This is a genomic window from Streptomyces sp. ML-6, from assembly GCF_030116705.1.
Taxonomy (GTDB): Bacteria; Actinomycetota; Actinomycetes; order Streptomycetales; family Streptomycetaceae; genus Streptomyces.
The window spans coordinates 896,113-911,375 of the sequence record NZ_JAOTIK010000002.1 but is presented as its reverse complement, the minus strand read 5'-3'; the positions used below and the strand labels follow the sequence as shown (position 1 = coordinate 911,375).

Genomic DNA, 15,263 nt, shown 5'->3' with positions numbered 1-15,263 from the left:
GCATTCGGATCGATGCGCGCATCCGTTTCCCGCAGGTCGCGGGTCGCGGGTCGCGGGTCGCTGGAGGGCACCGCCGCACGGCGCCGGGGTCATGGCGCGCGCCCGTCCCGCCACAGCCCGGGACGGTGGTGCGGGCGGCGGGGGCGGACCCGCAGGCCCTCCACCCCGCCGGCCCCCACGAGGGGCGGACCCGCCGGCCCCGACGACATGGCGTGGCGGTCAGGGGAAAGTTCCGGAGAGTCGGCTTCCTGCTGGGCCTCCCCGGGCCGTGCCGGGGGCGATCCGCCCCGTACGGTCGAGTCGACGGACTCCGGTTCGCGCCCGGCCGGCGGCGGGATCCGCCGCGGGGCTCCCGGCGATCCGGACGGACAGCCCCCGGGTCCACCCGTCCGCCCTGCGCCCAATTCCGTCGGCACCGCTCCGCATTGCGGCCCATGCCCTCGGCACGTCCCCGCCGAGCGGTGTCACGGCGCCCGGGGCGGCAAACCATGAGTCCACTGTTCCGTCATCCCTTCACTACTGCCGGTCGGGACCCGTTCCCACAAATCCGGTATAGGGCTGGGTTTTTCCCGGGCAAGCGCCCCTGTGTCATACGCATACCGCACTGCCGGGAGAGGTTTCGTGAGGCGTTCGCACGCTAGCCAATGCCCGGACGTGTCGCAAGAAGCCCTCATCCGGAAAGGCTTTGATGATTAGGGGGGTGGGAGCCACCCCTAATTCTCCGCGCCCCGGGACCCCGACCGATCCGGCCACGGCCCCTGCGGCATCGCGGCGCGCGGGCCTCGACATCGTGAAAATCACTGGGATAGGGGAAACCTCGCGGGGCATGCTCTGATTGCATGAACAGTACACACGGCCGAAAACAGGTGTCTGAAAAGGAGCGATGTCCGGAATGGAGTTGGCAGAGCGATGTCGAGCCCAACAACTTCTTGACAGACTTTTTAGGAATGCCCGTGACGGTAGGGGACAGGCCGCTCTGGTTCTCGGGCCCCCCGGGGTCGGGAAGACCGGGGTGGTCGACTACGTCAAAGGCCGGGCCGAACGGGCGGGCGCCACTGTGCTGAGCGCCACGGCATCGGCTGCGGAGCGCTCGTCCCCGCTGGGCGTCGTCGCCCAGCTCCTGTCCTCCCTGGGTTGCTCCATGGACGAGATCGCGGCCATGTGCGATTCGTCGGCCCAGGTCGCCGCTGCGGTGCACGATGCCGTCAGTCTGCTCGCCGAGCGCACCCCCGTGATCGTCACCGTCGACGACATCCACGAGATGGACCACGAGTCCCTGCGGTGTCTGCTCTACGTCATCCACCGGGTGGCCCCTCTGCGCGTTCTCGTCCTGCTCACCGGAAGTTCCGCTCTCCCCCAGCAGAGCCTGTTGCTGACCGCCGAGTACATGCGCAATCCCAACTGCTCACTGGTGCGCCTTGCCGCGTTGTGCGCTTCGTGTGTCGAGGAAGTGCTCGTCGAGCACATGGGGAGCGGCGTCTGCGACCGGACCGTGGCCCTGTGGCGTCGGGCCTCCGGAGGAAGCCCGCTTCTGCTGCACGCGCTGCTGAAGGACTGGTCGGGTTCCGGCGGAGCGGGCCGGGGCCCGGTACCTCCTCCTCCCGGGGGCGACGCGGTCCGGTTCGCCGTGCAGTACCTCCACGGTCTGATGACCGAGGACGGGCTGCGGACCGCGCGGGCTCTCGCCGTCCTCGGGGAGTCGGCCACCGCGGAGCGGGTGGAGCGCCTGCTGCACCACCTGGGCATGTCCGCCGGAGAGGCCGCGCGTTCGCGCAATGCCCTGGATGCAGCCGGTCTGACCGACGGCCTCCGCTACCACCTGGAGGCGGCGCGTGACGTGGTGCTGGACAGAATTCCCGGCGACGAACGGGCACTGCTGCATCGAAGCGCCGCGCTGGCACTGCGCGAGAGCAACGCCGAACTGGGCGAAGTGGCAGGCCATTTGATTCACGCCCGGCCCGGCCCGGAACCGTGGGCCGTCATAGCCCTGCGGGAAGCGGCCGCCCAGGCCCTGCACGAGCACGACGCCGAGCGGGCCATCGCCTTCCTCCGTTCCGCGTACGACGCGTCCGCCGACGGCTCGACCCGTGCGGTGGTCCGGGCCGAACTGGCGCAGGCGGAGTGGGAGATGGACCCCGGGGCGGTGCGCTGGCACCTGACCGATCTGCTCGATGAGCATCGGGCCGGCCGGCTGAGCCGGGAACACAGTCTGCTGCTGGGCATGTATCTGCTGTGGTCGGGGCGGACGCAGGAGGCCGGCGCCATCCTCACCGAACTCGAATCCGTGCAGGAGGAGTTGTCCCAGGACACACGTGCCCGCCTGAAGGCCCTGCGCGTCTGGTTCGCGTACTTCTTTCCCACTTACGGCGCGCGCTACCGGGACGACCCCCTGGAGCCCCCGCACGATCCGGGCCAGGGCATCGTGTCCGTGGATCCGCAGTGGGACGGGGCGCTGGTGCTCGCCTCACTCCTGGCCGAGGGCCCCACCGAGGACGCCTGCGAGGCCGCCGAGCAGCTCCTGCAGGCACAGGTGCCGCATCGACCGCAGCTGGCCCCGACGATGGCCGCGTTGATCTCGCTGATTCGCGCCGCGCGCCTCGCCCGGGCCGCGGACTGGTGCGACCGGCTGGTCGTGGACCGCTCGGAATACACGACCACCTGTCAGGCGCTCCTGCTGGCCGCCAGCGCGATCCTGGAGAGCTGGCTGGGCAATTTCACGACCGCCCTGACCCGCGCGGAACAGGCCCTGGCACTCCTGCCTCCCTCGGCCTGGGGGGTGGCCATCGGCCTGCCGCTCTCCGCCAAGGTTCTCGCCTGCACCGGTCTCGGGGATCTCGACGCGGCGGCCGAGTGCTTCCGCACCCCCGTACCCCAGTTGATGTTCCAGTCCCTGCCCGGACTGCACTACCTGCAGGCACGGGGCCGCCTCCACCTGGCCGCGGGGCGCCACCAGGCGGCGCTCGGCGATTTCTACGCGTGCCGGGACCTGATGGACGCGTGGAACCTCAGGGTGTCCGTCTTCACGGCCTGGCGCGTCCACGCCGCCGAAGCGCTCGCCGAACTCGGCGACAGGGACGAGGCGGTGCGCCTCCTGACCGAGGAGCTCGCCCAGCCCGACACGGGCAGTCCGTGGCTGCGCAAGCAGGCGCAGGCGCTGTACGACCGGTTGTGCGGCGTCTGCGCGAGGCCGCCGGTGGTGACCGAAGAGCTTCCTGCGCTGAGCAGGGCCGAACACCGGGTGGCCCAGCTCGCGCAGGAGGGTCTCACCAACCGGGAGATCGCCGAACAGCTCGGGGTCACCCCCAGTACCGTCGAGCAGCATCTGACCCGTGTCTACCGGAAGCTGGGGGTGCGGGGCCGTACGGGACTCTCCCCGGCGCTGAACTCGGCGGCCGTCCTGCGGGCATGAGCGGGATCTCACGCCCTGCGCAGCCCCCGGCCCGTCTTGCGCCCGAGGTGACCTCCGTTCACCAACTCCCGGAGCACGGCCGGCGGTTCGCAGCCGGCCCCGGGGAACGCGGCGTGCAGGCGTTCCAGGATCGCCAGGGAGACGTCCAGGCCGATGACGTCGAGCAGAGCGAACGGTCCCATCGGGTGTCCGAATCCCCGTTGCACCGCGGTGTCGAGCGCCACGACGTCGAGAGCTGCGTCGTCCAGCAGCCGCACCGCGTCCGCGAGGTAGGGGAAGAGGAGCCGGTTGACGATGAAACCGGCCCGGTCGGGGCAGGCCACGGACACCTTGCCGAGGCCGGCACAGAACGCGCGGCCCACGTCCATCACCTGGTCGGCCGTGTCCGGTGTCCGCACCAGTTCCACCAGTTTCATCACCGGCGCGGGGTTGAAGAAGTGCAGGCCCAGCGTTTCCCCGGGGCGGCCGGCCGGAGCGGTACAGGCCGCGACGGACAGGCTGGAGGTGGTGGTGGCCAGGATCGCGCCGGGCCGGCACACCGCTCCGAGCTGCGCGAAAACGCCGCGCTTGACCTGGAGGTCCTCCGCGACGGCCTCGATGACCAGGTCGCAGTCGACGAGTGCCGAGACGTCGTCGACGGTGGCGAGCGCGGCGCACGCCGCCCCTTTTCGGGCCGGGGTGATCCTGCCCCTGCGCACCGCCCTGACCAGCGATGCCTCGATGGCCGTCGTGGCACTTCGGGCCTTGTCGGTGCTGCGAGCCACCAAGGTGACGCGGAGCCCTGACGTGGCACACACCTCCGCGATGCCCCGCGCCATCGTGCCGGAACCGAACACACCGACGTGGCCCACGGGCCGGTCGGCCGCCGGCGATTGCGCACGGTCCTCCTCGCCGGGGGCCGGCGCGCCCGGCAGTCCTTGGCCGTCGTGACCGTAAAAGCCCTGGCCGGTCCTCCTTCCCAGGAGGCCCCTTCGAAGCATCGAGGTCAGGAGCGGCACCGGGCGGAATGCCTCCTCGCCGGTGCGGCGCCAACGGGACTCCAGGTAGTCGTGAACCCTGTCCACGCCCAGCTCGTCGATCAGCTCCAACGGCCCGGACGGCAGTCCGCAGCCGAGCCGCATGGCGGTGTCGATGTCGCGGGGGGAAGCGAAACCCTCCACGACCATGGCGACGGCGCGGTTGAGACAGGGGTGGACGAGCCGGGTGGCGGTATCACTCGCGCATTGCCCGAGAACGGCGGGTTCGAGGCCGATGGCCGTCGTGAGGCGTTCCGCCGCATCGGCCGTTTCGTCGGATGTCAGTGAGGTGCGTACGACTTCGGCACACCTTCCCCTCGCCGGCGGGCGCAGCATGCGAAGGCCGGCGATGCGGTCGGGGCACCCCGAGGCGGTGGCGAGGGGGAAGAGAGGCAGTGCGGAGGTGGTGGTGACGATCGCCGTATCGGGCGGGCAGACCTGACGCAGCCGGCGAAGCACGTCGCGTTTGGCGGCCGGATCCTCGGCCACCGCCTCCACCACGACACCGGCACCGGCCAGCGCGGTGATCTCGGTGGTCAGCGTGCAGGCGGCGGGCTCCCCGGTCTCGTCGCCGCCCGTGTGCTTGAGGCGTTGCCCGACCCGGGTGATGACATCCGGGTCGTGGTCCACGCCGACCACCGGGCACCCGGTGGCGGCCACCATGTTCAACAACGACTCGCCGACCGTCCCGAGTCCCACGATTCCGACGGCACGGCCGGGTCCCACTATGTCCTGCACGGCTGTTCCCCTGGTTCTCATCGGCTTGGGTTCCGGATGCTCAGGTCCGTGGTGGTGTGCGGAACAGGTTGATGGCGTCGATGTGCTTCTCGCGCATCTCCCGGTCCCGGACGCCGAGTCCCTCGCGGGGGGCCAGGGCCAGCACGCCGACCTTGCCCTGGTGGAGGTTGCGGTGGACGTCGTAGGCGGCCTGGCCGGTCTCCTCCAGGGAGTAGACCTTGGAGAGGGTGGGGTGGATCTTTCCCTTGGCGACCAGGCGGTTGGCCTCCCAGGCCTCGCGGTAGTTGGCGAAGTGCGAGCCGACGATCCTCTTCAGCGACATCCACAGGTAGCGGTTGTCGTACTCGTGGTGGTAGCCGGAGGTGGAGGCGCAGGTGACGATGGTGCCGCCCTTGCGGGTGACGTAGACGGAGGCGCCGAAGGTCTCGCGGCCGGGGTGCTCGAAGACGATGTCCACGTCCTCGCCGCCGGTCAGCTCGCGGATGCGCTTGCCGAAGCGCTTCCACTCGCGCGGGTCCTGGGTGTGCTCGTCCTTCCAGAACTTGTAGTCCTCGGCGCTGCGGTCGATGATCGCCCCGGCGCCCATCCGCCGGCAGATCTCCGCCTTCTGCGGCGAGGAGACCACGCAGACCGGGTTGGCGCCGCCGGCCAGGGCGAACTGGGTCGCGTACGAGCCGAGTCCGCCGCTGGCGCCCCAGATCAGCACGTTGTCGCCCTGCTTCATGCCGGCCCCGTTGCGCGAGACGAGCTGGCGGTAGGCGGTCGAGTTCACCAGGCCCGGGGCCGCGGCCTCCTCCCAGCTCAGGTGCCGCGGCTTGGGCATCAGCTGGTTCGACTTCACCAGCGCGAGCTCGGCCAGGCCGCCGAAGTTGGTCTCGAAGCCCCAGATGCGCTGCTCGGGGTCGAGCATCGTGTCGTTGTGGCCGTCGGAGGACTCCAGCTCCACCGACAGGCAGTGCGCGACGACCTCGTCCCCGGGGTTCCAGGCGTTGACGCCGGGCCCGGTGCGCAGGACGACGCCCGCCAGGTCGGAGCCGATGACGTGGTACGGCAGGTCGTGGCGCCGGGCCAGGTCGCTGAGCTTCCCGTACCGCTCCAGGAAGCCGAAGGTCGGCATCGGCTCGAAGATCGAGGTCCAGACGGTGTTGTAGTTCACCGAGCTCGCCATGACGGCGACCAGGGCCTCGCCGGGCCCGAGCTCCGGCACCGGGACATCCATGAGCTGAAGGGATTTGCGGGGATCCTTCACCCCCGAGTCCAGTCCATCGAACATTCCGATGTCCGTCTTGCGGACGGCGATGCCTCGGTAGCTGTCGGGGAGTGGCAGCGCCGCGTAGTCGTCGGGCGTCGCCTCGGTGGAGACGATGGCATCGACTATTTCCTTCACGTTTCCTCCGGGGGCGAGTGCGAGGTGGGGCAGTGCACGCCCTTCTCGCCAGAGGTTAAGCAGGGTCCTTTCGCACCGAAATCCCCTACTGCCGACGACCGGTTTCACCTGCCCCCCTACCGGCCCGCTCCTCGGGAGTAGGGGGATTGCTGCTGTCATGCCGTCCGGGCATCATGTGCAACCGCGAGGCTTCGCCCGGTTCATTGGGAAGAATGATTTGGAGTGCGCGGCGTGGTGGGTAATCCCGTGGAAGAAACAGCTTGGGTGCGCAGGTTCCATCCTTCGCCCGAGGCTCGATACCGGCTGCTCTGTTTCCCTCATTCAGGCGGGTCCGCCAGCTTCTTCTTTCCGTTCTCGCACAGGCTGGCTCCGGAGATCGACGTGTGGTCCATGCAGTACCCGGGGCGCCAGGACCGCAGGTCCGAAGCCAATATTCCGCACATTCACGAGCTGGCCGACCGCGTCGTGGAGGCGGTGGGGCCATGCCTCGACGGCCCCTACGCCCTGTTCGGACACAGCATGGGCGCGACGCTCGCCTACGAGGTCGCGCTGAGGCTGCAGTCGGACGGAAAGCCGCCCGAAGCCCTCTTCGTCTCCGGGCGGCCCGCCCCCCACCGCAATGTCGACAAGGGACTGCACCGGCTCTCGGACGAGGAGATGGCCGATGACATCCGCGCACTCGACGGCACCGGCTCGGAAATGTTCGGCGACGCGGACGTACTCAAGATGTTTCTCCCCGCGATTCGGAGCGATTACCACGCCGCGGAGACGTATGAATACACCCCCGGCCCCGTTCTGAAATGCCCCATCCGCGGTTTCACGGGTTTCTCGGATCCACGAGTGGAAGTCGGCGAACTGCACCATTGGAGCGACCACACGGAGGGACCTTTCGAACTGGACGTCTTCTCGGGAGGTCACTTCTATCTCGTCGACGGCCAGGAAGACATGGCCGTCGAAATCGAGCGCACCCTCCGTGGTGCCGGCCACCGGTGAGGAAAACGCGGGGCATTTCGGGCGATCGGGCACCGGTTCCTTCCTGCCGAGACGTACGGCCGGCATCGGGGAGCCGGCGGCCCCGACCGGCACCGCCCGGGAGTGGACCGACCGCAGGTCGTGAGGTCCGTGACCACGTGACGCGGGAACTCCCCCGTGCCGTTCACGGCTTGCCCACGCCCCCTCGCGTCCCCCCGGAAGAGCTCCGCCGCTTCCTCCCGCACCAGACCGACGGGGCGATGCTCGCGGGGTTCGGGGACGGAACGAGCACGGGAACCTCCCCGCCCCGAGGGAATCACCGGCTCGCTCCAGGACGACAACGACGTAAGGACTGACATGGATCCGTTGAAGGCACTCCCTCCTCTGCCCGCCGAGCCCCCGCCGGGCTGTCCCTTCTCCCCGCCGCAGGAATACGCGAAACTCCGTATCGAACAGCCGGTCAGTCGTGTCGCACTGGCGGACAAGAGCTGGGCGTGGCTGCTGACGCGCTACTCGGACATCCGCAGCGCCCTGTCGGATCCCCGGTTCAGTTCCGACGTGAACGCTCCAGGGTTTCCCCGGAGCGGAATGGTGACCGCGGGCGAGGGCGCCAGCCTCATCCGCACCGACCCTCCTGAGCACGGCCGCCGGCGCCGGATGCTGACGCACGCCTTCACCGTGAAGAGTGTGTCCCGGCTGCGCCCCCGCATCCAGCAGATCACCGACCAGCTGTGCGACGAGATGGAGGAACAGAAACGCAAGGACGGATCCGGCGGCTCCGTGGACCTGGTCCGGTCCCTGGCGCTTCCGCTTCCGTCTCTCGTCATCAGCCTGCTGCTCGGTGTGCCGTACGAGGACCGGGACCTCTTCCAGTCGATCACCGCCACCGTGCTCTCCCGGGTGAACACGGAGGACGAACGCACCGCGGCCCGTAAGGAACTGCGCACCTACCTGGGCCACCTCGTCGCCGGCAAGGAGGAGAACCCGGGCGACGACATCCTCAGCGAGCTGGTCCACGATCGGATGCGCGAGGGCCAGTTGACCCGGGAAGAGGTGACGGGGACGGCCACGCTGCTGTTGATCGCGGGGCACGAGACCACCGCCAACATGATCGGGCTCGGCGCGCTGACGCTGTTCCAGAATCCGTCGGCAGCCGACGAACTGCGCAAGGACCCCTCCTTGATGCCGGGAACCGTGGAGGAAATGCTGCGGTTCCACAGCATCACGCGCAGCGGGCCGCGGCGGGCCGCCATCGCGGATGTCGAAGTGGGCGGCCGGCTCATCAGGGCGGGCGAGGGAATCATCTGTGCCGTCGCCTCCGCCAATCGGGACCCCGAGCAGTTCCCCGACGGCGACACCGTCGACATCCGGCGCCGGAACGCCCAGCACCACATCGCCTTCGGGTACGGCGTGCATCAGTGCCTGGGCCAGTCCTTGGCCCGTGCCGAGCTGGAGATTGCCCTGAACACGCTGCTGGCCCGCTTCCCGGGGCTGCGGCTGGCAGTGGATTTCACGGAAGTCCCGTTCCGCAGCGACATGTTGGTCTACGGCTGCCATGCGCTTCCGGTCACCTGGTGACCGGCCGGCAAACCACCGAGTCGGCACCTGAGGAGGAGAACCATGAGAATTTCCATCGACACGGACATGTGCTGCGGCGCCGGACAGTGCGTACTGGTCGCGCCGGAGATCTTCGACCAGGACGAAGACGGCATCGTGATCCTTCTGGACCCCACGCCTCCCGAGGAGCTGCGGGGCGCGGTCGAGGACTCCATCGCCATCTGCCCGGCAGATGTGATCCATGTGGCATGACACCGAGTGGCGGCACCGGTTGCCGGGGTCGAACGTGATGTGACCATCTTCGAGGGAAGGACTGATCGCCATGTGCGGTATCGCCGGCTGGGTGTCGTACCGTCGGGACCTGACGCAGCAGCGGCAGGTCCTCGACGACATGAACGGCACCATGGCCTGCCGCGGTCCCGACGCGGGAGACACCTGGGTGGACCGGCACGCCGCCCTCGGCCATCGGCGGCTCGCCGTCATCGACCTGCCCGGCGGTGCGCAGCCGATGAGGGTGGGGACCGGCGACGGCGACGTGGTGATGGTCTATTCGGGAGAGACCTACGACTACACCGAGCTGCGCGACGAACTCCGCCGCCGCGGTCACCGTTTCACCACGGCGTCGGACACCGAGGTCGTGCTCCGCGGCTACGTGGAGTGGGGCGAGGCGATCGGTGAACACCTGAACGGCATGTTCGCCTTCGCCGTCTGGGACACGCGCACCGAGAAGCTCGTCATGGTCAGGGACAGGCTGGGCGTCAAGCCCTTCTACTACTACGAGACCGAGGACGGCGTCCTCTTCGGCTCCGAGCCCAAGGTGATTCTGGCGAACCCGCTCTGTTCCGCCGTGGTGGGCCTGGACGGACTGCGGGAGATGTTCTCCTTCGCCAAGACCCCGGGGCACGCGATCTGGGAGGGGATGCGCGAGCTCCGCCCCGGTCACGTCGCCGTGGTCGATGTCAACGGGCTGCGGGAGTACGCCTATTGGAGCCTCGACGCCGAGGACCACACGGATGACCGGCAGACCACCGTCGCGCGTGTCAGGGAGCTGCTGGAGGACAGCATCTCCCGGCAGCTCGTGGCGGACGTCCCCCGCTGCACACTGCTCTCGGGCGGTCTGGACTCCTCCGTCATCACCGCCATCGCGGCTCAGCGGCTCCGGGAGCAGGGGGAGACGGTCCGCAGCTTCAACGTGGACTTCCCGGGCCAGGAGGAGAACTTCAGGGCGATCGCCCTCGCCCCCACCCTGGACACGCCGTACGCGCACGCGGTGGCCGAGCACGTACGCAGCGACCACCGGGACATCCTGCTCCACGGCAGCGCGCTGGCCGACCCGGAGGTACGACGGGCGGCCGTCGGCGCACGGGACTTCCCGAACGGGATCGGCGACCGCGACAACTCGCTCCATCTCCTCTTCAAGGCCGTCCGCGAGCACTCGACGGTGGCGCTCTCCGGGGAGTCGGCGGACGAGTTGTTCGGGGGCTACCCGTGGTTCCACGAGGACAGGTTCCGCTACGCGGACACCTTTCCCTGGCTCGCGGGCAAGGGCTCCCTCTTCGAGGCGGGCGGCCTCCTGAGCGACGAGCTGTCACGTCGGCTCGATCTGGAGACCTACGTCCAGGACCACTACCTCGACGCCCTGAAGGAGGTCCCGCTGCAGGAGGGCGAGACCGGCCTGGAGAAGCGGATGCGCCAGGTCTGCTACCTGAACGTGACGCGGAAGATGCAACCCCTCCTGGATCGCAAGGACCGGATGAGCATGGCGGCCGGGCTCGAAGTGCGGGTCCCGTTCTGCGACCACCGTCTCGTGCAGTACGTGTTCAACACCCCGTGGTCGCTGAAGGCGTTCGACGGCAGGGAGAAGAGCCTTCTGCGTGCCGCGACACGCGATCTGCTGCCGCCGGCCGTGGCCGACCGCAAGAAGAGCGGCTACCCCAGTACCTTCGACCCGCGGTACCTCGCGGCGATCCAGTCCCAGGTCTCCGACCTGCTCGCCGGCGATCACCCGGCGCTGGCACTGTGCAGCCGGGAGCGGCTGGGCGAGGCGATGAAGGCGGACAAGGACACCATCAGCCTCCAGCAGCGGACGGTACTGGAACGGTCTCTCGACCTGGCGACGTGGCTCGATCTGCGCAACCCCACACTGAAGCTCGACTGACCGGCCGCCCTCGGGCCGGGTTTGCGCCCCCTGACGGGGCCGGGCCCGGCCCGAGCCTTCTCCTTGACCGGAGAAGACACTCACTGCGGTCGTCCGGGGGGTCGGTATCGGCCTGGAGTTGGGCGTGGTCCCGGAGCCGGACGTCGACCCGGATCTCGGCATCGCCACGGAGCCTTGCGCGGCCGACACCGCCGGCGAAGGCCGGTCCGGCGAGCCCACTGCGGTGGAACGCGACGAGCCCGAGCCGCTTCGCAGGCGGAACGACGAAAGCAATGGTTGCAATTTAAATATTTCTGGTTGCAGGATACAAAATCTTTCCCATGAAACGCGGAAGCTGACGACGGATCATGTAACTTGGCACGCCCTGACACCGGGCGTTCCGGACGTCGAGAGGGCCGGCTGTCGTACGAGGTGACGCCGGGTCAGCGCGGAACAAGCGCCCCTTCGGCTCCCACGACCTGCAAGAAACGCGACTGGCCGGGAGGGTCGTGACCGATGCGAGGCACCGGGTTCGTTTCGACGACCGGGGCCGCCCGGTTCCCACTCCCTGCGCGCATCGGTCCGTCGGCTCGCGCGGGCGACCACCGTGCTCGCGACGTGCCGCCGCCCCTGGTCCACGATGGCGAATTCACGTCTGTGGGAATCGGCCGGCTCGCGGAGAATGGTCCAATGGACCCGGAGGGCCCTCTTTTCCCCTCACCTGTATCCCGAAGCCGGCCTGCGGAGAATTCGGGCACGGGCGGGCGGAAGAGGTGACGACATCAATCTGACAGAAGGAGACCATGTCCAGCGATGCGGCGAGCACCCAGGTCACTGGAGACTCGGTCGGCCGGAAATCTGATCCGGGCGGTGGGCCCGGTCTGAAGCTGGCCGCTCTCGCGGCCGGGTTCGTCATGGCGACGGTCGACGCCACCGTCATAAATATCGCCGGCACGAAGATCCAGGATTTGTTGCACCTGAGATTCTCCGAACTCACTTGGGTGATCGACGGATATGTTCTGACCTTTGCTTCGTTGCTGCTCCTCGCTGGTTCGCTGGCAAACAGCTACGGCGCCAAGAAGATCTATCTTCTCGGCATGGCGGTATTCGTAGTGGCATCAGCCGCGTGCGGGTTGTCCTCGAACGGTCCGGCACTGATCATCTCGAGAATGGTGCAGGGAGTGGGAGCCGCCCTGTTCATGCCGGCCTCACTGACGCTGCTCACGAGCTCCTTCCCCGATCCCAAGATGCGGACCCGCATGGTGGGTCTGTGGACGGCGATCGTGTCCACGTTCACGGCGCTGGGACCGGTGATCGGGGGTGTCCTGGTCGGCACGCTCGGCTGGCGCAGCATCTTCATGCTCAACCTGCCGATCGGTATCGCGGGAATCCTTTTGGCCAGACGATATGTCGCCGAGATCCCGGCACAGCACGTCCGGCCCCGAGTCCTGGGCAACGCCTTGGGAGTTCTCGGGCTCGTGGCGCTGTCCTTCACGCTGATCGAGGGGCCCTCCCTCGGCTGGTCGTCGGTCCCCGTTCTCCTGTCCGGTGCAGCAGCCGTGGTGTTTCTCGTCACGCTGGTGGTACAACAGCGCCGCAGCTCAAAGCCCATCGTTCCGCTGGAGCTCTTCCGTAATTCCTGCTTCACCGCATCCAATCTCGTCGGATTCCTCATCAATTTCGGACTCATGGGAGGGATCTTCATGCTCGGTCTCTTTCTGCAGAACGCGCGAGGAGTCTCACCTTTCCTGGCAGGAATCCAGATGCTGCCCATGATGGTCGGCCCGCTGGTCGGCAACCTGGTATTCGCCCGGTACAGCCCCCGCTGGGGCGCGCGTCGACTGCTGATCGCCGCCCTGTCCCTCGCGGGCGTGGCGTCCGCGGCGCTCCTCGGCATCAGCGACTCCACGCCGTACTGGATGCTGGCCACGGCCGTCGGCATCGCCAACTTCGGTATCGGTCTCGGCGCGCCGGCCATGACCTTCGCACTGATGGAGTCCGCGGGTCCGAAGCACGCCAACATCGCCAGTTCGACGCTCAACGCGAACCGTCAGTTCGGTGGACTGGTCGGTGTCGCCGCGGTCGGCATCGTTCTGACAAATCCCGACAGCTGGTACGAGGGAGCGCGGGCCTCTTTCCTCATCACGGCCATCTGTTACGGTGCGGCCGCCCTGCTCACACTGAAGTACGTCACGTTGGGCGACCGTCGGACGGTGTGACCCGTCTCCGGATCCCGGCCGGCCCCGATCCCGCACGAGGGTCCGTCAGCTTGCCGACGGACCCTCCCTGGCGTTCCGGACCCGGGTTTCGTGTGGGGCGCGGCTGGGGGCCGGGCGCCGAAACGGAAACGGAACGGGGGCACGATCGGGGTACGGGTCGTGTGAACTGGCCAGGAGGCCGACGGCGTGGGCCTCAGCGGAACGTCAGTCGTACCGCCGCCCGTGCGTCGGTGCTCCGGCACACGAGTGCGGGGACACGACGGGGCCGTGCGGCAGTTCTGCCGCACGGCCCCGTCGCGGGGTGGGATCACTGACAGCTGCGCTGCCAGTTCCAGCCGATGAAGGTGTTCTTGAGCTCGACGTCGAAGCGGCAGCTCGCGGTGCCGTCGGCCTTCAGCTCCACGTACGAGTGGTGCGTGTTGGCGTACCGGTCGCCGGAGACGTCGAAGATCCCCTTGTAGGAGAACGCGGCGTGCGCCTCGTTGTTGGAGACCGCGCAGTCGGCGAGGCAGTCGGCGTTCTTGCTCGACGACACCAGCGACCAGCCGGCGTTCCACGGCTCGCGGTTCCACTGCTGGGTGGCGTCGGTGGAGGCGGTGGTGATCCTGGTGCCGTCGGTGGTCCAGGTGGAGGTGGTGTAGAGGCCGGTCATCCGGATGTTGCAGCAGTCGTACATCTCGGACGCGCTGTTCACCTGCCGGGTGCCCGCGGCGACGGCGGCACCGATGGTCTTCGCCGAGACCTCGGCCGCTCCTGCGCCGTCCTTCGTCACCCGCTGCACCGGGCCCAGCTGCGGCTTGCAGTCGGGGCCGATGGTGATCTGCTGCTTCACGGCCGTACCGGCCGGAGGCACGGGCAGCGACCCGGACAGCTTCACGTCCGTGCACGCCTGTCCGGCCCGGGCACCCGTCGAGGCCTCACCGAGCGGGGCGGCCGTTGCGGGAGCGGCCGACAGCATGAACAGACCGGCCGCCGCCGCGATGGCGAGTGTCATTCGGTTACGCAATGGCCTTGCCTTTCCTAGAAGTTCGGACGGAGCGTAACCACGCTTGTTGGAATCCGCGTCGACGGCCGAAAGGTTGGCACGAAGCTGACGGCCACCCCGTCCCGTACCGCCTTCCGACCTGGCAACTTCCTGCCAGACCGTTGTCCGACGGCCGGCCGCGACGGAAGAGTGGGGCCGCCGCTTCCACCCGGGACGATGCTTCCGACCAGGGCGTTGCTGTTGCCGTCGGGCGATAACCTCGGCCGCATGGACGAGATCGATGGGGTGGAAGTCATCGCGTTCGCGGACGCGGAGGCATTCGAGAGCTGGCTGGCCGAGCACGGCACGCGCTATGAGGGCGTGTGGATCAAGGTGGCCAGGAAGAAGTCCGGCATCCCGTCGGTCACCGACGACGAGATGGTCGACATCGGACTGTGCCACGGCTGGGTCTCCGGCCAACGCCAGTCGTTCGACGATCAGTACTACCTGCAGAAGTACGTGCCGCGCCGCCCCAGGAGCCTGTGGTCACAGGTGAACGTGGACAAGGTGGCGAAGCTGACGGCGGCGGGCCGGATGCGCGAGGCCGGACTGGCCGAGGTCCGCAGGGCCCAGGAGGACGGCCGGTGGGCGGCGGCCTACGCGTCGCAGCGAACGGCGACGGTACCGCCCGAGTTGGCGGCGGCACTCGACGCGGATCCCGGGGCACGCGAGGCGTTCGAGGCCCTCGACAGGACCGCGCGGTACCAGCTGATCCTGCCGTTGCTGCAGGCGCTCACCCCGGCCACCCGGAAGGCCCGACTCGACAGGATCCTGCACGCGCTCGCCCGTGACGAACGTTCGTGA

10 protein-coding genes are annotated in these 15,263 nt (G+C 68.6%); 7 read left to right on the top strand and 3 right to left on the bottom strand.

Features of this window, described 5'->3' with window-relative positions; genetic code table 11:
- The first annotated feature begins 883 nt into the window (after positions 1 to 883).
- Positions 884 to 3,409 (top strand): helix-turn-helix transcriptional regulator, encoded by a 2,526-nt coding sequence (locus tag OCT49_RS37720; protein ID WP_349632844.1) that lies wholly within the window; start codon positions 884 to 886, stop codon positions 3,407 to 3,409.
- Between the two features lie 8 nt (positions 3,410 to 3,417).
- Here OCT49_RS37720 and OCT49_RS37715 read toward each other — a convergent pair whose 3' ends face one another.
- Both OCT49_RS37715 and ccrA read right to left on the bottom strand, forming a co-directional pair.
- Positions 3,418 to 5,124, bottom strand: a complete 1,707-nt coding sequence (locus OCT49_RS37715; protein WP_283856680.1) for a 3-hydroxyacyl-CoA dehydrogenase family protein — start codon at positions 5,122 to 5,124, stop codon at positions 3,418 to 3,420.
- Between the two features lie 79 nt (positions 5,125 to 5,203).
- Positions 5,204 to 6,550: a crotonyl-CoA carboxylase/reductase gene (gene ccrA, locus OCT49_RS37710; protein ID WP_283856679.1), complete on the bottom strand. Its 1,347-nt coding sequence runs from the start codon at positions 6,548 to 6,550 to the stop codon at positions 5,204 to 5,206.
- A 222-nt stretch (positions 6,551 to 6,772) separates the two neighbouring features.
- Here ccrA and OCT49_RS37705 point away from each other — a divergent pair, with 222 nt between their 5' ends.
- The 5 genes from OCT49_RS37705 to OCT49_RS37685 all read left to right on the top strand — a co-directional run bounded on the left by OCT49_RS37705 (position 6,773) and on the right by OCT49_RS37685 (position 13,435).
- A complete protein-coding gene (locus OCT49_RS37705) occupies positions 6,773 to 7,543 on the top strand; it encodes a thioesterase II family protein (protein WP_283856678.1) in 771 nt (256 codons plus the stop codon).
- A 336-nt stretch (positions 7,544 to 7,879) separates the two neighbouring features.
- A complete protein-coding gene (locus OCT49_RS37700; RefSeq protein WP_283856677.1) occupies positions 7,880 to 9,100 on the top strand; it encodes a cytochrome P450 in 1,221 nt (406 codons plus the stop codon).
- 42 nt (positions 9,101 to 9,142) lie between these two features.
- Complete coding sequence (locus OCT49_RS37695) at positions 9,143 to 9,331, top strand: ferredoxin (RefSeq protein ID WP_283856676.1); 189 nt, start codon at positions 9,143 to 9,145, stop codon at positions 9,329 to 9,331.
- Between the two features lie 70 nt (positions 9,332 to 9,401).
- A complete protein-coding gene (gene asnB, locus OCT49_RS37690; protein WP_283856675.1) occupies positions 9,402 to 11,237 on the top strand; it encodes an asparagine synthase (glutamine-hydrolyzing) in 1,836 nt (611 codons plus the stop codon).
- A 782-nt stretch (positions 11,238 to 12,019) separates the two neighbouring features.
- Complete coding sequence (locus tag OCT49_RS37685) at positions 12,020 to 13,435, top strand: MFS transporter (RefSeq protein ID WP_283856674.1); 1,416 nt, start codon at positions 12,020 to 12,022, stop codon at positions 13,433 to 13,435.
- A gap of 307 nt (positions 13,436 to 13,742) precedes the next feature.
- Here OCT49_RS37685 and OCT49_RS37680 read toward each other — a convergent pair whose 3' ends face one another.
- Positions 13,743 to 14,429, bottom strand: coding sequence for a hypothetical protein (locus OCT49_RS37680; protein WP_283856673.1), 687 nt, complete (start codon positions 14,427 to 14,429; stop codon positions 13,743 to 13,745).
- A gap of 258 nt (positions 14,430 to 14,687) precedes the next feature.
- On the opposite strand from OCT49_RS37680, the gene OCT49_RS37675 reads away from it, so the two are divergent.
- Positions 14,688 to 15,263 (top strand): YdeI/OmpD-associated family protein, encoded by a 576-nt coding sequence (locus OCT49_RS37675; RefSeq protein ID WP_283856672.1) that lies wholly within the window; start codon positions 14,688 to 14,690, stop codon positions 15,261 to 15,263.